Origin of the sequence: Bacillus cereus group sp. MYBK95-2, from assembly GCF_051915225.1 — a bacterium.
Lineage (GTDB): Bacteria > Bacillota > Bacilli > Bacillales > Bacillaceae_G > Bacillus_A > Bacillus_A cereus.
Genome location: NZ_JBQAEH010000002.1, coordinates 614,154 through 637,527 on the forward strand (window position 1 = coordinate 614,154; position 23,374 = coordinate 637,527).

Here is a 23,374-nt window from a genome sequence, read left to right on the forward strand (position 1 = left end):
GAGTGTCTATTTATTTTATGAAAAATTTAGTTTAATTCATTTAAGTAATGAACAAGTTCCGATGCTTTAGAGAAAAATGGAGAATGATCAGCTTCTAAAGTAATAATTTTCTTGCAAGGTGTTTCTGTATTCATTCGGCGCTGAAAATCAATTGGAATCGCTCTATCTAGAGTCGTTTCAATATAAATGCGATCTATGGCTCCAAAGTTTTCTTCAGATATTTTCAGCTCTTGTTGGAAGGGTCCTAGTGGTTGAGGACGCATTTGATTAAAAGATGCTTCTTTAATAGAACCGTCTTCTGTAGCATTTAAAAATGTTTGTTCAATTAGATTAGGTATAAGTTCAGCAGTCAAGTCATTTTCATTTATAGTGAATTGCGGGCCATCTTCTCCGTCTAATTTACTACCAAGACTTTCTCCATTTCGTGGTAAGAAAGCACAAAGATATACTAATTTATCGATTTTATTTGGTATAAGTTCAGCAGTTTGAGTAATAACGATTCCACCCATACTATGTCCAACAAGAATAACCTTTTCATTTTGTTGATTTATATTAGCTGTTACTGCATCAACATAGGAATCTAACGTTATATTTTGTGAAGGAGTTGTATCTTTCCCACTTCCAGGTAAGTCTAGTGTAATAACAGTGTGACCTAAAGCCTCTAGTTGAGGTTTTACTAATTCCCATGCCCATTCACCTTGCCATGCTCCATGTACTAAAATGTAAGTACTCATTTAATCAACACTCCTCTAGGGTATATAAGTTTCATCTATTTGTAATATTGATGATGTATACTCAGTGTAAATGAAGTGGTTTCATAAATATAATGAAGGTTATTTATAGATGATATAAATATATTTTATATAAGGAGAACAGAATGAATGTTTTTGATTTTAAAGTCTTTACATATGTGGCTCGTTTAAATAGTATTAGTCTGGCAGCAAAGGAATTACATATGACACAGCCAGCAATAACCCATATTATTAACAAATTAGAGAAACGATATGCTATAACGTTATTTGATCGCTCTAGACAAGGAACGATTCTAACTGAAAATGGCAAAGAATTTTTAGTTGGTGTGAATCGACTTCTAATGGAGTATGAAAAACTTGAGGAAACAGCTTTCCAGTTGAAGAATAAAAGCTTGTATAAAATTGTACTAGCTACGTATCCTTCCGTTACTGTATATTGTTTGGCGGAGTGTATTCAACTAGGGAATATTGATCATAGTCAATATGTACTTGCAGTTCGAGAAGGAAGCTATCAAGAAGTGTTAGATTGGCTATCATCAGGTAGTGCAGATTTTTCTATTTCTATAAAAGAAAATTTAATACAAGGATTTCATTATGATGTCATTGGTGAAGATCCGTATGTTATGGTTTCTTCAAAAACAGTTCCGCCTAACCTTACTATTAATGATATAAAAAATTATCCTTTTATTATGCCGCTTTCTGGTTGCAAAGAAGTGCTCGAACCGTATTTGATGAAAAATGAAATAACAGTTAATAAAGTGATGGAGTCAGAATCAATTAGTTCAGCATTAGCACTTACTATACAAGTTAATGGTATAACAATCGTCCCGTTATCAGGACTACATAAGCAAATTATTCATGACTTCATTGTACAGCCGATAGAAATTACAATTCCACGACAACTTATTATGCAATGGTCACCTAAAAAAGAGAATGACCCGATGTTTCTCGCATTTGTTAAGAACTTATTAGCTCAACTACAGCAAAAGAAAAAATGAATATAATATTACAAAAGGTAAGCTCATTTCACTGAAGCTTATCTTTTGTATGTATTACCAATAAAGAGCGGTATCATAAAGTCCGATTAATATAAGAAGAACACCGGCTACCTGTTGAACGCGTTTGCCAATATTCCTACTTTTTTTAAGTAATGTTCCATTTAATCCAAGATAAGAGATGATGAACATAATTCCAACGATAGGGAGAGCAGTTCCTAGCGAAAAGAATGTTGGAAACAAGTAACCATAATTATATGAGAAAGATAAAGGGATTAACGTTCCGAAAAATAGAACGAACATAGTCGGACAAAAAGCTAAGGAAAAGAAGAATCCAAGTAAAAATGAGCCAGTTTCATTTTGTTTTCTTATAAATTTGATTGAGAAGAAGTTTCTTGCTTTTATAATACCTGCCAACATTAACCCCATTAAAATTAATAGGGGTCCCATCATTTTGCGTAACCATGGGAAATACAAAGTTAATATTTGCTGAATCTCTTTTCCTAAAAACCATACTAATAGTCCAAGCGTCGTAAAAGCCATTATTTTTCCTAAAATGAATAAAAGTATATGTTTCCATACATGTCCTTTTTGTAAAGATTGGTTGCTATAAAGTGTAATAGCACTAATGTTTCCTGTTAATTGACAAGGAGCAAGTGTACCTACAATGCCTAATAAAAACGCAAATAAAAGAGGTACTGATTTCGTAGCATTCGCGACATCTATTAAAGGAGACATGAGTTGATAGCTCCATTCACTAATTATTGAAAACACGTTATATTCACCCTTCTAATTAATTTGGAATGTTCCTTCTTTAGTAAGCTGCTTCCATGTTTTACCCTCATCTGTAGAAAGGAACACATTTGCTTTCATTGTAGCAAATACAATTTCAGCTGAATTTTGAGGGTTTTGTGATATATACATAATTGTATCTTTAGGATCTAAAGGTGGAATTTGTATGTTTGTCTCCTCATTTGTAGCAATTGATTTCTTCGTTACGATTTGCTTATTGATAGGCGCGTAAATAACATCTTCATTACTTAATGTAATTGCGGTCGATTCAAGTGATTTAGCGAATATTTCAAACGTATTTCCGTAATCTGTAGATAAGTAAACACCGTCTTTGGCACTTACTGCGACTACACTAGATTGATTCGGATGTACGGAAAAGGAATGAATCGTACTTGAAAGACCTTTTAACTTACTATTTTCCCAATCTTGTCCGTTGTTCGTACTGAAATAAAAACCTTGTTGTAATTTAGAATTTGGACGCTCATTGTATAAATAAATTGCTTCTGTATTATATCCGACAGCAAGGTTATGAAAATCAGATTCTCCGTAAAATGCTAGCTTTTCAAGAGTATTACCACCATCAGAACTTTTCAATAATCCTAAAGGGTTTTTTAAATTTGCACCTGGTTCAGGGTGACCGCTGGCAAAGAATCCGTTCTTCGTTGCCTGAAATCCCATATAATCATGTAGCTCAGTCTTAGTTTCAAACCATTTGCCATCTTGATAAACTTTTATCCCGCTATGAGTGGCAATAGAAACACCTGGCATATTTCCTGCATAGCCAATTCCATGAATGTGCTCGATTTTTCCAGATGTAATTTCTTTATAGAAGTCTTGCGGATTCGTATTTGCTATTTTTGTATTTTTTGGTTGAGATTGCGCCGTTTCTTTTTTCACTGGTGCTGTTTCGACGTTGCTAGAACATCCTGAAATTATTAATAAAGAAGTAATTGCTAACCCTGTTGCTACATAATGTTTCAAAGTTATGGCTCCTTTCCTATATATGAGATTTTAAGTATATGGAATAAATATCAAGAAATTGTGGAGTGGTATGCATAATTTAGCGTGGAAGAGGCCCGAGTAATGAAAATTCTCCTTTCGCTATGAGTACTATTAATTGACGAAAAATTATAACAATAATAGAATAAATTGTATTGATGATTAGTTTCACAAGCATACATAGAACACTAGGGGGATTATTATGAAATCAACATTTTTTGCTCAAAATAGAGAAAGACTAACGAAAACATTACCTGATGAATCCGTTACGATTTTATTTGCGGGACAAGCACCGCATATGTCAGCTGATGCACATTATAAATTTGTACCGAATCGTAATTTTTACTACTTAACGGGAATCGATGAACCAAATGTTATTTTTATGCTGAAAAAGTTTGGGAATAGTGTAGAAGAGACACTTTTCATTGAAAAATCAGATCCAGTAATGGAAAAATGGGTTGGGAAGACAGTTTCTAGCGAAGAAGCAGAGGGAATTTCAGGTATAAAGAAAGTTGTATATTTAGATAGCTTTGAAAAGACAATGTCAAATATACTTTTTACAGAAAATGCGAAGCATCTATATTTAGATATAGAACGTCGTGATTGGAATGGTACGGAGACAAAAACATTAGCATTTGCTAAACATGTAAGAGAAAAATACCCACACGTAACAATTGGTAATGTATATCCGAACATTTGTGAATTACGAGTATTTAAAACAGAGGAAGAAATTGAAATTATTAAAGAAGCGATTGCTGTAACGAAAGATGGTATTTACAATGTGTTAAAAAATGCAAAAGCAGGCATGATGGAGTATGAATTAGAAGCTCAATTTGATTTTACACTGAAATCATCTGGCATTAAGCACCATGCGTTCAATACAATTTTGGCGAGTGGGAAAAATGCTACAGTTCTTCATTATGAAGATAATGATGCACAAATTCAAAATGGTGACTTAGTATTACTAGATTTAGGTGCTCAAAAAGACTACTATAACGCTGATATTAGTTATACATTCCCGGCAAATGGAACATTCTCTAGTCGTCAAAAACAAATTTATAATATTGTATTAAAAGCATTAAAAGAAACAACAGCGCTTATTAAGCCAGGATTAAAGTTCGCTGCATTAAATGAGCATACAAAAAAGGTACTGGCAGAAGAGTGTAAAGCAATTGGTTTAATTCAAGAAGATGAAGAGTTATCAAAATACTATTATCATGGTGTCAGCCATTTCCTTGGTTTAGATACACATGATGTAGGAACATATAAAGATAGAGTGTTAGAAGAAGGTATGGTTATAACAATTGAACCTGGTCTTTATATTGAAGGAGAATCAATTGGAATTCGTATTGAAGATGACATTCTTGTAACGAAAGACGGGTATGAAAACTTGTCAAAAGATATCATTAGGGAAGTTGAAGAAATTGAAGAATTTATGAGTGTAAATAATGAACATGTAAAAGGAAACCAAGCTGTAGTTAAATAATAAAAGAGTCATCACTAATTTATTTGAACTTTATCTCGAACCGTGGACAATTAAAAAATCCATGATTCGGGATAGGGTTCTTTTCTTCGAAATACTAATCTTTAATTATTAATCCTAATAAAGTAGCAAACTGAACAGCTTGATATGTTGATACTTTACATCCTCTTAAATCGTTCACTGAAACTGTAAGTGTATCAAAGGTAGAAGAACTAATATCTATCCCCTTCAGTGATGTCTGATCAAAATTAGCTTCATCAAGACTACATAATTGGAATTCAACTTTTTTAAGTTTACAGTCAAAAAAATCTGCATTATTTAATGAAGTTTCATTGAAGATGATTTTTTCTAGTTTGGAATTTCCAAATGCCGCTAAATTCAAAATTGAATTCTCAAATTTAACATTTCCTAAGCTAGATTCTGTGAAATTTACTCCGATTAATTTACTGTTTTTAAATTCGACTCTGTGAACAGAAGAATTGCTTAAATTAACATTTGATAAATCACAGTTTTTAAAACAAACATCTGTAATATCAATATTGCTAAAGTCTGTATTAGTAAACTTACAGTTTTTTATCACCGCATCATATAATCGCACTCTATCTACAGATTCATTTTCGAAAGTGGAGTCTATAATTTCACACACTTCCAATGTTGGATCTTCTTCATAAAAAATATCTTGAAAATTCTTTGAAGATAACTCTGGTGAAATTTTTGGTCTATCAATTTTCATCGTATATCAATCCTCTTCTATTTGATATATTTGTGTAATTTGAGTCTATTGTCTTCTTGTAAGGAACATTAGTTCTTATTATACAAAAATGTAAGTTCTTTTGTGAAGAGCATTTTAGCTACATTTTTCTTATTTAATAATAGCAGTGTTATTGTTTCTTAAGAAATAACGTCAAAACAAATACGAGAACGGCTAGTATAGTCGCTACAAGGAAAATATTTTGTATTTCTAAAATATTCGCCTCTTGTAATGTCTCCGCTTTTAGTAATCTTCCAATTAGCTTACGTAAGATCTAATTACATCTCCTTATTTTCTTGAAAATCAACTTCTATAATGATTTTGAAAAAGAAAAAGGAGGGATTTTCCATGAAGCGATTTGTATTAACAGCCGTTACAGTCTCTGTAATATTTTTAATTGCTGCCTGTTCTGTGACGACAAATATAACAAATGATCATAAAAATATGAATGATAAAAAAACACTACAGACTGAAACAGCTACAACACCATTGAAAGTTGAAAAAGGACCAGAAGTTACTTTAATAGCGAAAGAAGAAAAGCAAAAATTAAGTAACGGTGTTATTGTTCCAGTCTGGACATTTAATGGCTCATCTCCTGGTTCAGAAATTCGGGTGAAAAAAGGTGAAAAGGTGAAAGTGACATTGAAAAATGAATTATCTGCACCAGTATCTATTCATTGGCATGGATATCCTGTCCCAAATAACATGGATGGAATTCCAGGCGTGACACAAGATGCAGTTGAACCAGGAAAAAGTTTCACTTACGAATTTGAAGCGAACGTACCAGGAACGTACTGGTATCACTCGCATCAAGATTCTGTAAATCAATTAGATAGAGGTTTGTATGGAGCGCTCATTGTAGAAGATACAAAGGAAAAATATGATAAAGATTACACATTAATGTTGGATGAATGGGTTACAGATAAAGAAGAAATGAATAAGCAGTTAAAAGAAATGACAAAAGGGCAAATAGGTAATAAATCTAAAGGTAATGAAAATGGGGAAAAGAATGATGATAAGAACGGCATGGATCATTCTGATATGAACATGGGCAGTGATAAAAAAGACTCTAGTAATATGGAAGGAATGGACCATGGAAATATGAAGATGGAAGGTCATGATATGAGTATGTACGATTTATTCACAATCAATGGAAAAAGCGGTGATTTAGTAGCGCCATTGAAACTGAATAAGGGAGATAACGTTCGTCTTAGACTCGTCAATGCTGGTTATCTATCACATGATATACATGTTCATGGCCATGATATAAAAGTAATTGCGACAGATGGTCAACCAATAAACGATCCAAAAGTTATAAAGGATAAAGTAATTTCAATCGCACCGGGTGAACGTTATGATATTGAATTTACTGCTAATAATCCTGGGAAATGGTATGTTGAAGACCATTCGAAAAATAAAGGTGCAAAAGGAATGAAAGCTGTTATTGAGTATGATGGCAGCAAAGAGATGAAAGATAAAACAGACGAAAAAGAAAAATTACCGAAAGTAGATATAATGAAATATGGTACTAAAAAATTAGGTAGTTTCACGTTAAATCAAGAGTATACTGCCACATATAATATGGACTTAAATACGCAAATGAATGGAAATGAAATGGTATATACAATTAACGGAAAGGTATTTCCGGATATTGACCCAATTCAAGTGAAAAAGGGTGATTTAGTAAAAGTGAGATTGGTAAATCGTTCTAAAATGGATGATCACCCAATGCATTTACACGGACACTTTTTCCAGGTGTTGAGTAAAGATGGAAAACCGATAGAAGGTTCTCCAATTGTAAAAGATACATTGAACTTAAAACCGGGTGAAGAATATGAAGTAGCCTTTGTAGCAGATAATCCGGGCGATTGGATGTTCCACTGTCATGATTTACACCATGCTTCAGCTGGGATGGTAACAGAAGTAAAATATACAGATTACAAATCGGATTATGTTCCAAACCGAAACATTCCTAATAAGCCAGAGTAATATTAAGCAGTTATCCTATGGATAGCTGCTTATTCATTTTTGTTGCAAGTACTAATGTATATGTTGGTTATGCCCAGGTGAAGGTGCAGGAGTATGATCTGGGAATGTCGTAAATACGGCAACGATAATTACTACACTAATTGAAAGTAATAACAAAAAACGCTGTTGGATAAAAGTAGAAAAGTTCTCCGATAACAATTGAATCACACAGGACATAGTAATCGTTATAGTAAGTAAAAGGCTAATGAACAATATACTATGAGCTTGTTGAGCGTTTAACATTTCTGTAATCATTGCTCCCATCATACTTGCCATTAATCCAGAGAACATTCCTTCTAAAGCGGTATATAGGTGAAAACGTAGACCGATTAAAAAGCCGATAAAACCACTAATTGAAATAGCAAGCAAAGTAGAATATAGTAATTCCTCCTTAAAGAGAATGCCTAAGTAAAAACCAATACTTAAACCGATACTCATACTAAAAGACATAATAAATACCATATACTCCATTAGGGTACCCTTACGTTTGGAAATATAGGATGTAATAAGAATCGAAGTACAGCAAAGTGTTAAGATAGTTAACGTATAAGCAAACATTATGATACCTCCTTGTCCTATCGTTCATTTCATCATATGTTTATATGGAGGGTACTTATGCTTATTAATATCTGCATATTATCTGCACAATTTCATAGATGTAGGCAAAGAGACGTTTGATTTTTTAGGGCGTCTTTTTTAATTATAAGCATGTGAAAGAAATTGTTATATTATGAGTTTCTATTGTGAAGCCATAAAGAATAAGCGTATAATATTATAGGTCTCACATTTGCGAGACAAACCGCGAATGATAAATAAGATTGTTGTTTTATCATCGCTTCTAAACATATAGACAATGAAAGTAACACTGGAATACAGATAGGGAGTTATAAAATGAAATTAATTATTGCCGAGAAACCAGATCAAGGGTTGGCTCTTGTTTCACAGTTTAAATATCGCCGGAAAGATGGATATTTAGAGGTAGAAGCGAATGAGTTATTTCCAAATGGAGCGTACTGTACATGGGCAATTGGTCATTTGACGCAGTTATGTAATCCAGAGCATTATCACGCAGAGTGGAAAAAATGGTCACTTAATACGTTACCGATGATTCCAGAGCGTTTTCAATTTGAAGTAACAAAGTCGAAGTATAAACAGTTTAACGTTGTGAAACAGCTGTTACATAATCCACAGGTAACAGAAATTATTCACGCAGGCGATGCTGGGCGTGAAGGGGAACTGATCGTACGAAATATTATTAATCTTTGTAACGTGCAAAAGCCGATGAAGCGTCTATGGATTTCGTCTTTAACGAAGCAAGCTATTTACCAAGGGTTTAAAAATCTACTTGATGAATCAGATACAATTAATACGTATTACGAAGCATACACAAGATCTTGTGCTGACTGGGTTGTTGGTATGAATGCATCACGTGTCTTTAGTATTTTGCTAAAGAAAAAAGGAATGAATGATGTATTTTCTGCTGGTCGTGTCCAGACACCAACGTTAGCATTGATTGTAAAGCGAGAGAAAGAAATTGAAAACTTTAAGTCAGAGCCTTTCTGGGAAGTGTTTGCAACCTTTAATATAGAAGGAAAGAAATATGACGGAAAATGGGAAAAGGATAATGAATCCCGCTTAAAAGACCCTGATATGGCGAATAAAATTGCGGCATTTTGCCAAGGGAAACCGGCTGTTGTGAAGGAAATGAAAACGGAGCGTAAAGAGTTTCAGCCGCCACTTTTATTTAACTTATCATCACTGCAAGCAACGGCAAATAAAGCCTTTAAGTTTTCACCGAAAAAGACGCTTGATATAACGCAAGCACTCTATCAAAAAGGGATTGTTTCTTATCCACGTTCAGATTCTAACTATGTTACACAAGGAGAAGCAGCGACGTTCCCTGATATTTTACAGAAGTTAAGTCAGTTTGATGAATATAAAGGCTTATTACCGGCTCCGGTTGAATCCATTATGAATAACAAGCGTTATGTAAATGAAAAGAAAGTAACAGATCACTACGCAATTATTCCGACAGAGCAAGTTACAAACCCAAGCAGACTATCAGGTGATGAAAAGAAAATATACGATATGATCGTAAGAAGGCTTATTGCAGCTCATTATGAAGTTGCAATCTTTGACTATACAACAATCATTACGCTTGTAGATGAACGTGCTGAATTCATTTCAAAAGGAAAACAGCAAATTCAAGAAGGTTGGCGTAAAGTTATTTTCCAAGACGATAAAGATGACGAAACCATTCTTCCAATTGTAGCTGAAGGCGAAGAAGGAAAAGTTGTAAAGGTGAAAGTGAAAGAAGGAAAAACACAGCCACCGAAGCGCTATACAGAAGGACAACTTATTACGTTAATGAAAACAGCTGGTAAGTATTTAGAGAATGAAGAGCTGGAGAAAGTATTAAAGAAAACAGAAGGTTTAGGTACGGAAGCGACTCGCGCAGGTATCATTACGATGCTGAAAGACCGTAAGTATATAGATGTAAAGAAAAACCAAGTGTATGCGACTGATAAAGGAAAAGTATTAATTACCGCAATTGGTGACAAAATACTAGCTTCACCAGAAATGACTGCGAAATGGGAACAACGTCTTGCGGAAATTGGTGAAGGTACAGCTTCACCAGCTACATTTATGGAACAGACGAAAAAGCTATCAGCTAAAATTATTGAAGATGCAGTGGAAATGTCAGAGAAATGGGACTTTACTGGATTGCATGTTGAATCGATTGAGCGAAAAGGATCGAAATTTACAACAGGTAAAAAGGTTGGTAGCTGTAAAAAATGTGATGGCGATGTAATTGATAAGTCAACGTTTTACGGTTGTTCTAACTATAATACAACGCAATGTGATTTCACCATTTCAAAGAAGATATTAAGTAAAACAATTTCGCAAAAGAATATGACAAAGCTCTTAAAAGGTGAAAAGACTGATTTAATTAAAGGCTTTAAAAAGGGCGAGAAAACGTTTGATGCGAAATTAGAGTGGAAAGATAATAAGATTAATTTTGTATTTGAGAATTAATTTGTTAAAAGAGCATGACATAAAACTGTCATGCTCTTTTGTTTTTCTTTTATATAAAATTTAACGATAAAAAAAATCCTTTAAATAATAATTTTTTATTGTAAAACGATAAAACTTGTATTAAAATCAAAATCATAATAAATGAGTGAGGTGCTTTTGTTAAAAGGTAACAACCTTATTTTTAAAATTAGAGGAGGTATAACTATGAACATTAACAATTTGATTGTTAAAAATATGGATAACCCCCATGAGTTGGAGAAGATGTATAGAAAAGATCCGAAAGCTTTTAAAAAAGCATTCTCACAAGCATGGGACCAAAACCCTGATTCTCAAGTTCTAGGTGCTTGGTATGAAAGGTTGCATTTCAAGGAGAAAGTAAATAAAGAAAAAACATCTTTGTTTCAAAAAGGTTTCTTATTCATGGGCCTTTTAGCTATTCTGGCCGGCATAAGCACCAGGATCATTTTCCACTTTGTTGAGCAGGAAGCAATTGCTCCAATTAACTTGGCTTTTGGTGTAATTCCCTTTATTGCTGCTTATTTTGTTTACAATAATACTCCGAAAAAAAGTATTATTTATTCCCTTGCAGCGTTGTTCCTAATTTCCGGGTATTATCTTAATACGCTGCCAGTAAATTATAAAGACAGTACCATACTTGCGTATTTACATCTTCCTATATTTTTATGGGTCTTAGTAGGGCTTGCATTTACAGGAAATGAATATTCAAAAGGCAGTACAAGATTAGCCTATATTAAATTTAATTTAGAATATTGTCTTCTCTACGGGAGCATGGCAGTGAGCGGAATGATACTTGCGGTATTCACCATGCGTTTATTTAGCTTTGTTGACTTAGATATAGGAGAATTCTATTTTAGTAATGTTGTTTTATTTGGAGCAGCGGCTCTCGCTATTGTGACTGCATACTTAGTATCAATGAATCTTAAGCTTGCTAAAAATATTACACCATACATATCTAAAATTTTTAGTCCTCTCGTCCTGATTACCTTGCTTATCTATCTTATAACGGTAATTTGGGTCGGGAAAAATCCATTCTTGGATCGCAATTTCCTAATGGCCTTCAACGGAATACTGCTTGGCGTATTGGCTGTTACTATATTTTCTATCGTTGAGAGTGACTCGGACGAGAAAAAGAACATTTCAGATTATATAAATTTTTCCTTAATTGTTCTGGCGCTTATTATTGACACTGTCGCATTGTCAGCCATAGTATTCAGACTTTCTTCTTACGGGATTACACCTAATAGACTTGCTGTTTTAGGAGTAAACATACTGATTTGGGCAAATCTCATTTGGATTATGTTTGCCTATATGCGTTTCTTGCAAAATAAATCAGGACTAAAAGCTATCCAAGATGCCGTTACGAAGTATTTGCCAATATACGGACTTTGGGCAGCTTTCGTTATATTTACGTTTCCTATCATTTTTAATTAGAAAGGATCTGTTAATGCGGGAGTGGTGAGGGCTAATAATCATTGGGGGATGAACAAAACCCCCAATGATTAAAGTTTCACTTTATTACAATTGGTATTATTACGTTTGTAGTTTCGGTAATTTCATTTGTATTGATAAATAAGAAGCAAGTGTTGTATGTAATCTTTCCATAATAAAAACCGTCCCAAAATGGGACGGTTTTTATTATGCGTATTGCCGTTTTTTCTTAATAAGCAACAAAACTTGTGAAACAAAAGCTAGTACCGGTAACTCAATCAACGGTCCAATAACGAGTGCAAGTGCGATAAGAGGCTCGTCTGGAAAAGCTGTTACAGCGATAGCGAGTGCAACAGGTGAGTTTCTTGCTAACGTTGTTAAGCTTAGACTTACTGTATCTTTGTAAGATAAATGCATGATGCGCCCGATAAATTGTCCTAGTAAGAAATTAATGATGAAGAACAATAGAACAGGAACGAGTAATAATAAAACGACATTCATATTTTGCAGTAAATATTTACCTTGTGATGCAAACATCGCTACTATTGCTAAACTTAAAAATACAATTTGAGCAGAGCTGAAAAACGGAATGAGTTTATTCTCGAGAGTTTCAGCTTTTTTCATTTTATTCATAATGAACTTTGTAGCGTGTGCAAGTATAAATGGTAAGACGATTACGATAACAATACTTTCTACTAAAACAGAAATCGCTACAGTTTTCATGACACCAGCAAATAAAAATAAATAAATGGGAAGGAGCAGTACTTGCAAAATTAAATTTACAGGTAAAATTGCAGTAGAAAGTGCTACATTACCTTTCGCTATTTCAGTAAAGATTAAGTACCAATCTGTACATGGAGTAACCATTAACATTATAAATCCAACCCAAAGTGCTGGATGATCGGAAAGAAATAGTGCTCCTAACCCCCAAGCGAGTAAAGGTGTCCATAAGAAGTTAATAGTAAGACTTGTTCCAGCAAATTTTAAATTGCGAAATCCGTTTTTTATTTCTTTTAATGGAATGCTGAGGAATAATCCATATAGCATGAAAAATAAGAAGGGGACAATAAATTTGTCTGAATACGTATGTATCATATTAAATTGTCCGAGTACGATGCCGCATGTAACAGCAAAAAGAATAATAAAAGTTTGAATCTTTTCTATAGTGCTCATGAATAAATCCTTTCTATATATGAATTTTCCTCTCAAAGTTTATTATACAAGTAATAAAGATGTATTTGGTGTTCAATTGTATTTTAGTTAATATTTTTAAATTGAGATTTTATTTTTTATTAAAAGTTACTTGACTAAAGTAAGTGACTATATTACAATCACTTACATAAGGTAATTAAATAACAAAAAGTTGTGATAGCGTAACTTAAGGTATCTATTGGAACTTTTTCTTAGAATAAGAATTTTTATGATGATGAATAATGAATATGAAAAGAAAGATTAGGTGAAGAAAATGGGACTATTTAGCTCATTATTTGGTAAAAAAGAAGAAAATACGAATGTAGAGGGGAATAAAAAAATGTCAAAAGTATTATTTGTAAAAGCAAACGATCGTCCAGCGGAGCAAGCAGTTAGTTCAAAAATGTATGAAACATTTGTAAGTACTTATAAAGAAGCAAATCCAAATACAGAAATTACGGAATTAGATTTATTTGCATTAGATCTTCCTTATTACGGAAATATCGCGATTTCAGGTGGATATAAACGTAGCCAAGGCATGGAGTTAACTGCTGAAGAAGAGAAGGCAGTTGCTACAGTAGATCAATATTTAAATCAGTTTTTAGAAGCTGATAAGGTTGTATTTGCATTCCCATTATGGAACTTTACAGTACCAGCGCCATTAATCACATATATTTCATACTTATCTCAAGCTGGAAAAACGTTTAAATATACAGCAAATGGCCCAGAAGGTTTAGTTGGTGGTAAAAAAGTAGTTGTGTTAGGTGCTCGTGGTTCAGATTACTCTTCAGAGCAAATGGCTCCTATGGAAATGGCAGTTAATTACGTAACAACGGTACTTGGATTCTGGGGAATTACAAATCCAGAGACAGTTGTAATTGAAGGACACAATCAATATCCAGATCGTTCACAACAAATTGTTGAAGAAGGTCTAGAAAACGTTAAAAAAGTAGCAGCAAAATTTTAATTCATGATAGTAAATGGAAAAACCAACATGGATGACCATGTTGGTTTTTTAGTCTATTTTTCATGTTAAAAAATGTATATTTATAAAATAAAAGAAAAGTTCGAAAATAGTATTGCAAAATATTATATAGCAAACTATAATGAGTTCAAGAATAGTTGATACTTAAATTAAATATTCAGAAAATTCAATTAGTTAAAATTGGAAAATGAGATAAGGAAACTTGAATGGGGGTTATATTATGGCGAATAAAGTACCGTTTTCGTTCATAGTAGTTATTGGATTAATGTTATTTGCACTATTTTTTGGAGCGGGAAATTTAATTTTCCCAGCGATGCTTGGTCAATCAGCAGGAGAGAATGTATGGATTGCTAACGCTGGATTTTTAGTAACTGGTGTTGGATTACCATTACTAGGTGTGCTAGCATTTGGTTTTTCAGGTAAAGATGATTTGCAGTCGTTAGCTAGTCGTGCTCACCCAGTGTTTGGGATTGTGTTTACAACAGTTTTATACTTAGCGATTGGTCCGTTATTTGCAATACCGAGAACAGGAAATGTTTCTTATGAAATTGGTCTTAAACCGTTTATGCCAGAAGGAGTAGGTTCTACACCTTTAATTCTTTTCACAATTATATTCTTTAGTATCACTTGTTTTTTTTCGCTAAATCCCGCGAAAATTGTCGATATTGTTGGAAAAATCTTAACACCAATTAAGTTGACTTTCATCGGTATTTTAGTAATCGTTGCTTTTATACATCCGATTGGAGATATGCAAGCACCAGTGGAAGCTTATACATCACATGCATTCTTTAAAGGATTCCAAGAAGGATACTTAACGATGGATACGCTTGCATCATTCGTATTCGGGATTATCATTATCAATGCTATTAAAGAAAAAGGTGCGAAAACGAAAACACAAATTATGGTCGTTTGTGCAAAAGCGACAATTATTGCAGCATCTATTTTAGCAATTATCTATACAGCACTTTCTTATATGGGTGCTTCAAGTGTTGCAAAGCTTGGACATTTAGAGAACGGCGGAGAAGTATTAGCGAAAGTTTCTAACTACTATTTCGGATCATATGGCGGAGTATTATTAGGATTAATGATTACAGTAGCTTGTTTAACAACTAGTGTGGGACTTGTATCAGCATGTTCTTCATTCTTCCATAAGTTATTCCCAAATGTTCCTTACAAAGCAATTGCAATCACGCTATGTGTATTTAGTGCAATTGTTGCAAATGTAGGATTAACACAGTTAATCGCAGTTTCTGTTCCAGTATTAACAGCAATTTATCCACTAGCAATCGTATTGATTTTCTTAACATTCTTCCATTCATTATTCAAAGGAAGAGCTGAAGTTTATCAAGTGAGCTTAATCGTAACATTTATCATCAGCTTATTCGATGGATTAAGTGCAGCTGGAGTTAACATTGAAGTAGTAAGCCAAGTGTTCACTAAATTCCTTCCGATGCAGGAAGTAGGATTAGGCTGGATCTTCCCAGCGATTATCGGTGGATTTATCGGATATGGACTTAGCATTTTAAAAGTGAAAAACCAAGTTCAACCAGCAACTAGAGCGGATAAGAAAATAGGTTAAATAAAAAAAGTTATAGAACTTGTTTCTATAGCTTTTTTTGTTACTATTAATAATGAGAAAAAATAAAGTAGTAGGGGAAATAAAATGAAAAAAACAATTGATCATATCGGAATCGCAGTTCGTGATATAGATAGTACGATACGTTTTTATGAACAGGTATGAAGTGACAACAAAGTTGTATTCTTTACAAGAAGGTTGTTCATTCTACAACAAAGTTATACATGGTACATGAAAGATGTACACTTAAAATAATATAAGATTATATGGGAAAAAGCATAACTTTACGTTATGCTTTTTTGCAATTTCAAAAATGGAATTTAAGGGGATTTTGAAGAATTAGTAAAGGTTAGAGTTCTATGGTTACAGAATGATTTTTAATTATTAGGTTAAATATTAAATGGAAATTTGAAGGAGAGTACCAGTTACTAATTTAAGATTTCTTTATTTGATCTTTATATAGAAAATAAAAAAAGAGCCTGTCCCTGAAACAAGCTCTAGCTACAAGAAATAGCGTAATTGAGATGTCTATATATTACCATTTACTGAATGGAAATTCTAGGTGTATTATGTTGAGAAATAAATTATAGGTATCTTAATGAAAACTTCAGTTGAGATTAAATAAATTCCCTAAGTATAGGGTGTTAAAGTTTTAATTAACTACGTGTGAAGAGAAGTTTTAAAATATTTTTTTATGGGGAAAAACAATGAGAAAAACTATAAAACAGCATTTTTTATGAAAATTAAGTATGTAATCAGTTCATGATAGAAGAAAGAAATGGTGCAGTTTATAAAAAATTAATTTAAGTGTATTTTACTTTGCAACAAATATACTTCTTGGAAAAATAGAGACAAATGTTATATGATAAATTTAAGAGATTGGGGGAATGAAACTTTGAACGAGTCATATACAGCAGAAGAAGCTGCAAAGAAGTTGAAAATATCTAAATTAACTGTTTATGAACTTATCAAAAGAGGAGAACTGCCATCTTATCGAATAGGTAGGCAAGTTCGAATTGATGTAGAAGATCTACAGAAATACATAGAGCAAAGTAAAACAGGGAGCCTAAAAAATTCCGCTCAATTATCTAAAAAACATAATTTAACGAATGCAATTGTAATTAGTGGGCAAGATATGGCATTGGACATACTAGGGAAATATATGGAGAGTAGTATGGGAGAAAGAATGCTAAGAGCTTATGATGGAAGTCTTACAAGTTTGATTCGTTTGTATAAAGGTGAAGGGAGTATAGTCAGTCTACATCTATTTGATGGTGATACTAAAGAATATAACATTCCCTACACTAAAAGAATTTTAACAAATTCCCAGTATATAATTTTTAATTTACTTTTAAGAAATGTAGGATTTTATGTACAAAAAGGTAATCCAAAGAATATCAAAACTTGGGAAGATTTATGTAGAGAAGATGTAAAGATAGTGAATAGAGAAGTTGGAGCGGGTATACGCGTTTTATTAGATGAACAGTTACGTATTCATAATATACATAGAACAAAGATTAAAGGTTATGATTACGAAGAAAATAGCCATTTTAGTATTGCAACTAGCGTAGCTATGAATAAAGCGGATGTGGGAATAGGAATTGAAAATGTAGCCAATATAACAAAGGTTGAATTCATTCCATTAATAAAGGAACAGTATGATCTTATTATCTTAAAAAATGAAAATAATGTTAAAATCATTAATGAAATTAAAGAAATACTGCATTCAACAGATTTTAAACAGGAACTAGAGTCTATTGGAGGATACGATTTAACATTGACAGGAAACACGATATATGAATCTTTTTAGGTAGATTTAATAACTTGTTTTTATTTATAATAATAAGATATTAAAAACTTGTTAACTGTTTATAGATGGGCTTAACACAAAAAAAAACTGCTTTATAAAGCAGTTTTTTTTGTGTTAATAATCACCATTTAATAAGATAGTAGGTAGTTTAATAAGAATAATAGGCCGATAACACAAATGGTTTTGTTTAATTCTTTTCTTTTTCCAGTTAGAAGTTTTATTATTGGATAAAATATAAAACCAAAAGCTATACCATCAGCTATATTGTAAGTTAATGGGATCATAATAATTGTTAGAAAAGCAGGGAAATATTCAGAGAAATCTTCAAAATCAATCTCTTTTATGCTTTTTAACATTAAACTTCCAATAATAATTAGTATAGGTGCAACGGCTCCATCTGGAATCATTTTTATAAAAGGCATAAAGAAAAATGAGATGAGAAATAATAAGCCAACAAAAATAGAGGATAAACCAGTTTTTGCACCAGCCGCTATTCCCACAGCACTTTCTAAACCAGCTACAGTAGAACTAGTACCAAAAACCCCAGCGAAAATGTTCGACATCCCGGTTGCCTGATAAGCTCGATTGAAACGTTTATTGTCATTTTCAAAACTTTGTATGGTTCCTAGATTTTGAAATAATAGAATCATTGTTAAAGAAAAGGTAGCTGTCCAAAAGGAGGCGTTTTTTACTTGTGCAAAAGAAAAAGCATTAAACACAGCTGGGTAATGCTCATATAAAGACCCCATATTATAGGAAGGATCTAATTTTGTTATGCCACAAAGGGCTGCAACCAATGTGCTAATTCCTATAACGATTAAAAATCCACCTCTGATATTATAAATAAAAAGGATTACAGCTAATGCCAGTGTGAAAATTGTAAGTAATGTATTTGCTTTAAATAGGTTATCCAATCCAATTATTGTTACAGAAGAATCTGTAATAAGTCCACCTTTCTGAAGTCCGATAAAGGTCAAAAATAGGCCGATTCCTACGGTAATAGCATTTTTTAAGGAGTGTGGAATAGAGTTGATTAAAAGTCTAGAAAAAGGTGTAAATGTAATCAGTGTGAAAATAATGCCTGATACTAATACGACGCCTAAAGCTTCCTGCCAATTTAGTCCTAAAGATTGAACAATTGTATAGGAAAAGAATATATTTTCTCCCATTCCAGGAATAATTACGAGAGGGGAATTTGCCCAAAAACCTATTATAAGGCAACCTAAAAAGCATGTTAGAGTAGTGGCTACTACAGATGCCTCTGTACTAATCCCTGCGTCTCTTAATATGGAGGCATTTACAATCACTATATAAGAAACAGTGAAGAAACTTGTTAGAGCAGCTAGTAATTCTTTTTTTATGGTTGTATTGTAGTGTGTCATATTAAAGTGAGTATAAATCCATTCTGTCATGACATAAGTCTCCTCTGTTCAAATTTTTTATAGATTAACTGGATACTTCGTTTTTATTGTGACTTTCAAAGTTGAAATTGTTCTAAATCCAAAAGTATCGTTCCATTCTAGATCGTCAATAATAAGTGACTTATCTTCTATAAAAGGTTGTATGGTATTTAAAAATACTTTTAGTGATTTTCTTGTTAGATTTGCACCAGCACAGTAATGAGAACCAGCTCCAAAACTTAAGATTGGAGGGGTGTTTGATCGTTTTTGGCATTCATTTGGGTTTTCATATTTACTCTGATCTCTATTTCCAGAAGAGATAAACAAAATAATTCTATCACCTTTATTAATGAGTTTATCTTCTAAAGGTATATCTTCATTAGCAACACGTGCACAATAGGGAAAAGGGCATTCCATTCTTAAAGATTCTTCAACTATATTTTCTAATGTTAGTAAACTGTAAGGGTTATTATGAGGTGATTTATCATTCTGCGTTTGTATGTAAAGATACATTAATGTTTTTACAGCACTAAGAAATGGTTCATGTCCATCTACTGTTACATTCGCGATTAGGGCTAAACTATCTTCTACTTGATCTACATTTTTCAGTATTAAATCGAATAAACCGTTTTTTTCGTATCTTTGTTGGTCACGAATTTCAGAAATAATACTATAGGTTTTATCAATAGAGTGAACAGTTTTTTGTGAGTCTTCGAAACTAGGAACCGGAATCCAAAGGAAATCCACAGCTTTGAAAGCTTCTTGTAGAATTAATTTATAATCGTTTACATCTAGGCCCAATAAATTAGCAAGAGTGTTTTCTGTAAACGGTATAGCTATTTCATTAATAACGTCAATGAATTCATTATCTTTATTCAGAGAATTCAATACTTTGAGTGTAGAAGATTTAGCTAACTCTTCTATAATAGAGTTTGTTAAATTGATAGGTACTTGTACGTGTTTACGTAATTCCTTATGCTCAGGATTATCCATATACATTAACCATCTAGAGTAAAAATTAGAGAGTTTATCTTTATACTCAACAGGTATATCTAGCTTTTCGATGAATTGTTTTTTTCGATTAGCCTTTAATCGAGAATCTTTTAGTAGTTGAGTGATATTGGTGTAATCAAAAACAAGCCACGCATTGAGTTCATTATCCCAAATAATATTTTCTGTAGCTAAGGCCGCTGTATAAAATTTATATCTATCTTCGATGATTTTTTTTATAGTACTGTTAGTCATTTCGCCACTCCTAGATTCACTTTTATTTGTAATATTAATTTTCTTGTAATTGATATTTCATATTATTGTGAGTGATCTGGTTGCTGGAAGAGAAAAGAGAAAAAATGGTTGAAAAATATATATTTATAGATATGGACCTATTTTCCAGTTATAACTAAATTATATTAAACAATAATTTTAGATATAAAACAATACTTATTTTAACGAAACATAACTAAATATAACAAAACATAACTGGATATATATTTGTTTAATTAATTCAGAATATTCTTTATTTTGTTTGTTAAGATAATAATTTTTATGATTAATGAAGTGAAAATCTTTTATTAAATTGTAAGGCTATCAAGGGTTGTAACTAAGAAATAAAGCTACCAAAAGGTTTTTATCCTGAAAACAAAGAAAAAAATAATTTTGCAATTAACAGAATTGATATGATATGTTTTCTTTGTTAATAATTTGAAAAATCTACATAGTCTATTAAGTTTATGTTTGATTTATTTTAAAGACATTATAGATAAGCAGAGGGGAAGGTAGATGATAGATCAGCATTGGGTAGAGTGAATAGCTATGAGTAACTTAAAGTAAAATCACATTGTTTATTTTTGAGTTATTATATAATCTAGGAGAAGTAAGAAGGGGAGTGCAAATTTTGAAATTTGTCTTTGATTTAGATGGTACAATTTGTTTTAAGGGAAAACCAGTTTCAGAAAAAATTCTTGCATGTTTAGATAACATTAGTAAAAATGGTCACGAAGTTATATTTGCTTCTGCAAGACCTATTCGTGACATGCTACCTGTGATACATCCGCGCTTTCACGAATATACATTGATTGGCGGAAATGGATCTTTAATTTCTCAAAACGGAAAATTAATTTATTCAAAAGAGTTCGAGAAATCGCAACTAAAAAAGGTTCTTGCTTTGATAAATGAATTTCAAGCAACTTATTTAATTGACGGTGATTGGGATTATGCATATACTGGTCCGGATAATCATTCTATACTTAATAATCTAGATCCAGCTAAACTTGCTAAATCTGTTGAGGTGACTTCTTTAAATTCGATAGTTAAGATTTTAATCCTTACAGCGAGCAATATGGAAGAATTATCACAGAGTCTAAATTTATTAGATGTTGTTGTGCATAAACATAGAAATGAGAATGTAATAGACATTAGTCCAAAAGGTATTCATAAATGGAATGCACTACAGGTATTAGGGGTCAAAGAAGGGGAATATGTAGCTTTTGGAAATGATGCGAATGATATAAGTATGTTCGAACATGCTGCATATTCAGTAATGGTTGGACATCATCCAGAATTAGCGCCATTTTCTAAAGAAAGTATTCCAATGGATATAGAATATGAAATAGAGATCATAAATAAGTTGGAGAAACTTTCTGAATTATACAGCCTAAGTCATAATTAAATGTTTAAAAATCCATCAATATATTTTTAAATTATTAGATATGGAATGCTTAACTATTGTAAAATGAAAAAGTTGACTCTAAATAAAAAACTATTAAATAATTCTATAAAAGAACAATTCAATTAAATAAAAAAGAGTGTCTTGATAAAAATTTTTTTCAAAACACTCTTTTTCTTTTTATTTCTTCAAAGTTTATAGAGCAGATTTCTTATAATAAATGTTGGTGTAGCTTTTGAATAAAATTGGATTAAATTAACTTAATAACTCTTGGTGAAAGAGGAAGGTAGAGAAAGTATATTTTGAAAGAACGATTGAACAAGCTGTATTTTTCTATATTCACGCGAATCATTCTTTTATAAAAAAGGTTGACAAACTATAATTATTGAATATTCTGAATATCAAAGTACTACACTTATACTAAATCCATCATATCCCTTGCTTCCTACAGTTTGTATTGCCGTTGAAGATAATTGCGGTTCAGATGCAAGAGTATCAAAAAAACGGCGAACTCCCTGAACATTAGAATCGGTACTAATAGAATTTACTATCTCTCCATTTCGAACTACATTGTCCCCTATAATTACAGTACCTTTTCGAGATAATTTAAGTGCCCATTTCAAATATTCCGCGTTATTTTGTTTATCGGCGTCAATGAAAATTATGTCAAATGGCTCGGCTCCTTCATTATACAGGTTCGACATTGTTTCAAGAGCAGGTCCAGTTCTCACCTCTACTAAATTAGATAGGCCAGCCCTTTCGATATTCAATTTTGCAACTTCTGAATGGTGATTTTCTAATTCAAGAGTAACTAAGTGCCCATCTTCTGGTAAGGATCGGGCTAACCAAATAGTACTGTAGCCGCCTAGAGTTCTAACTTCTAATATTCTTTTAGCTCCTTGAATTAATGCTAGTAAGTGAAGAAATTTTGCTTGATTGGGAGCAACGTCTATTGCTGGTAAGTCAGCCTCGGCATTCGTTGCCAATATTTCTTCAAAAATTGGGTCTTGGGGTAACAATTGATTTGTAATATATGTATCTACCTGATTCCACTTTTTTGAATTGCTTATTATAAAATCCCCTTTCATCATTTACCATAATATTAGCAGCCTTGTTGGCACATACATTAATTTACCTCCATATTTAGTATACATTGCTCAAATCAGAATAAAGGGTCAGAAGTTAACAATAATTGTCCCCTTTTAACGCAAGTTTTGAGTATACAAAACACACAGCTTTATACCAAACATGAAGGGTAATGTAATTAAAACTCTATGTAAAGGCACTATAAAAACAGGAGGTAAGGGAGATTTAATTGCTGTATATATGCTAAAAAACCCCCAGAAAATGTACACTTTAAATGAGTTCAAACCGTGAAAAATTTTATAAACATAATTGAGCTTACATTCAAACCAATCAGTTGCAAACTTAAGAATGAAAAATATCCCTTTGGATCATCAAC

General features: G+C 32.4%; 18 protein-coding genes and 1 pseudogene. 10 read left to right on the forward strand and 9 right to left on the reverse strand.

The features are described 5' to 3' along the window. Window positions 1–26: 26 nt before the first annotated feature. Window positions 27–734 (reverse strand): alpha/beta fold hydrolase, encoded by a 708-nt coding sequence (locus ACTFN4_RS10130; protein ID WP_000109165.1) that lies wholly within the window; start codon window positions 732–734, stop codon window positions 27–29. A 143-nt stretch (window positions 735–877) separates the two neighbouring features. Here ACTFN4_RS10130 and ACTFN4_RS10135 point away from each other — a divergent pair, with 143 nt between their 5' ends. After that, the gene (locus tag ACTFN4_RS10135) at window positions 878–1,750 is read left to right on the forward strand and encodes a LysR family transcriptional regulator (protein ID WP_439962259.1); all 873 of its coding nucleotides are present in this window, start codon (window positions 878–880) and stop codon (window positions 1,748–1,750) included. 54 nt (window positions 1,751–1,804) lie between these two features. Here ACTFN4_RS10135 and ACTFN4_RS10140 read toward each other — a convergent pair whose 3' ends face one another. Continuing rightward, window positions 1,805–2,521, reverse strand: a complete 717-nt coding sequence (locus ACTFN4_RS10140; protein WP_236093400.1) for an urease accessory protein UreH domain-containing protein — start codon at window positions 2,519–2,521, stop codon at window positions 1,805–1,807. A 15-nt stretch (window positions 2,522–2,536) separates the two neighbouring features. Continuing rightward, window positions 2,537–3,520: a F510_1955 family glycosylhydrolase gene (locus ACTFN4_RS10145; protein WP_439962260.1), complete on the reverse strand. Its 984-nt coding sequence runs from the start codon at window positions 3,518–3,520 to the stop codon at window positions 2,537–2,539. A 220-nt stretch (window positions 3,521–3,740) separates the two neighbouring features. Between ACTFN4_RS10145 and ACTFN4_RS10150 the strand changes: the two genes are divergently transcribed. Further along, window positions 3,741–5,024 carry an aminopeptidase P family protein gene (locus ACTFN4_RS10150; RefSeq protein ID WP_000842981.1) on the forward strand — a complete coding sequence of 428 codons (1,284 nt, stop codon included), beginning with the start codon at window positions 3,741–3,743 and terminating at the stop codon, window positions 5,022–5,024. Window positions 5,025–5,118: 94 nt separating this feature from the next. On the opposite strand, the gene ACTFN4_RS10155 is transcribed toward ACTFN4_RS10150, so the two are convergent. Next, window positions 5,119–5,754 carry a pentapeptide repeat-containing protein gene (locus ACTFN4_RS10155; protein ID WP_439962261.1) on the reverse strand — a complete coding sequence of 212 codons (636 nt, stop codon included), beginning with the start codon at window positions 5,752–5,754 and terminating at the stop codon, window positions 5,119–5,121. A 366-nt stretch (window positions 5,755–6,120) separates the two neighbouring features. On the opposite strand from ACTFN4_RS10155, the gene ACTFN4_RS10160 reads away from it, so the two are divergent. After that, window positions 6,121–7,761 (forward strand): multicopper oxidase family protein, encoded by a 1,641-nt coding sequence (locus ACTFN4_RS10160; protein ID WP_439962262.1) that lies wholly within the window; start codon window positions 6,121–6,123, stop codon window positions 7,759–7,761. 51 nt (window positions 7,762–7,812) lie between these two features. On the opposite strand, the gene ACTFN4_RS10165 is transcribed toward ACTFN4_RS10160, so the two are convergent. After that, window positions 7,813–8,358: a hypothetical protein gene (locus ACTFN4_RS10165; protein WP_439962264.1), complete on the reverse strand. Its 546-nt coding sequence runs from the start codon at window positions 8,356–8,358 to the stop codon at window positions 7,813–7,815. Between the two features lie 333 nt (window positions 8,359–8,691). Between ACTFN4_RS10165 and topB the strand changes: the two genes are divergently transcribed. Together topB and ACTFN4_RS10175 are read left to right on the forward strand one after the other, a co-directional pair. After that, a complete protein-coding gene (gene topB / locus ACTFN4_RS10170) occupies window positions 8,692–10,836 on the forward strand; it encodes a DNA topoisomerase III (protein ID WP_000766769.1) in 2,145 nt (714 codons plus the stop codon). Between the two features lie 204 nt (window positions 10,837–11,040). After that, the gene (locus tag ACTFN4_RS10175) at window positions 11,041–12,288 is read left to right on the forward strand and encodes a DUF4153 domain-containing protein (RefSeq protein ID WP_001024721.1); all 1,248 of its coding nucleotides are present in this window, start codon (window positions 11,041–11,043) and stop codon (window positions 12,286–12,288) included. A 204-nt stretch (window positions 12,289–12,492) separates the two neighbouring features. Here ACTFN4_RS10175 and ACTFN4_RS10180 read toward each other — a convergent pair whose 3' ends face one another. Next, complete coding sequence (locus ACTFN4_RS10180; protein ID WP_000103809.1) at window positions 12,493–13,458, reverse strand: arsenic resistance protein; 966 nt, start codon at window positions 13,456–13,458, stop codon at window positions 12,493–12,495. A gap of 292 nt (window positions 13,459–13,750) precedes the next feature. Here ACTFN4_RS10180 and ACTFN4_RS10185 point away from each other — a divergent pair, with 292 nt between their 5' ends. The 4 genes and pseudogenes from ACTFN4_RS10185 (at window position 13,751) to ACTFN4_RS10200 (ending at window position 17,847) form a co-directional block, all read left to right on the forward strand. After that, entirely contained in the window at window positions 13,751–14,443 is a 693-nt protein-coding gene (locus tag ACTFN4_RS10185; protein ID WP_000522528.1) for an FMN-dependent NADH-azoreductase, read from the forward strand. 238 nt (window positions 14,444–14,681) lie between these two features. Continuing rightward, window positions 14,682–16,040 (forward strand): branched-chain amino acid transport system II carrier protein, encoded by a 1,359-nt coding sequence (brnQ, locus tag ACTFN4_RS10190; RefSeq protein ID WP_001284786.1) that lies wholly within the window; start codon window positions 14,682–14,684, stop codon window positions 16,038–16,040. Window positions 16,041–16,124: 84 nt separating this feature from the next. Further along, window positions 16,125–16,199: pseudogene (locus ACTFN4_RS10195) on the forward strand (VOC family protein); the annotation flags it as partial. A 700-nt stretch (window positions 16,200–16,899) separates the two neighbouring features. Then, window positions 16,900–17,847: a helix-turn-helix transcriptional regulator gene (locus tag ACTFN4_RS10200; protein ID WP_098771858.1), complete on the forward strand. Its 948-nt coding sequence runs from the start codon at window positions 16,900–16,902 to the stop codon at window positions 17,845–17,847. 128 nt (window positions 17,848–17,975) lie between these two features. On the opposite strand, the gene ACTFN4_RS10205 is transcribed toward ACTFN4_RS10200, so the two are convergent. Together ACTFN4_RS10205 and ACTFN4_RS10210 are read right to left on the reverse strand one after the other, a co-directional pair. After that, complete coding sequence (locus ACTFN4_RS10205) at window positions 17,976–19,259, reverse strand: NCS2 family permease (protein ID WP_061457053.1); 1,284 nt, start codon at window positions 19,257–19,259, stop codon at window positions 17,976–17,978. 27 nt (window positions 19,260–19,286) lie between these two features. Further along, window positions 19,287–20,492, reverse strand: coding sequence for a cytochrome P450 (locus ACTFN4_RS10210; RefSeq protein ID WP_439962265.1), 1,206 nt, complete (start codon window positions 20,490–20,492; stop codon window positions 19,287–19,289). A gap of 649 nt (window positions 20,493–21,141) precedes the next feature. Between ACTFN4_RS10210 and ACTFN4_RS10215 the strand changes: the two genes are divergently transcribed. Further along, entirely contained in the window at window positions 21,142–21,915 is a 774-nt protein-coding gene (locus tag ACTFN4_RS10215; protein ID WP_439962266.1) for an HAD-IIB family hydrolase, read from the forward strand. 398 nt (window positions 21,916–22,313) lie between these two features. On the opposite strand, the gene ACTFN4_RS10220 is transcribed toward ACTFN4_RS10215, so the two are convergent. After that, window positions 22,314–23,000: an O-methyltransferase gene (locus tag ACTFN4_RS10220; RefSeq protein ID WP_439962315.1), complete on the reverse strand. Its 687-nt coding sequence runs from the start codon at window positions 22,998–23,000 to the stop codon at window positions 22,314–22,316. Between the last annotated feature and the right edge of the window lie 374 nt (window positions 23,001–23,374).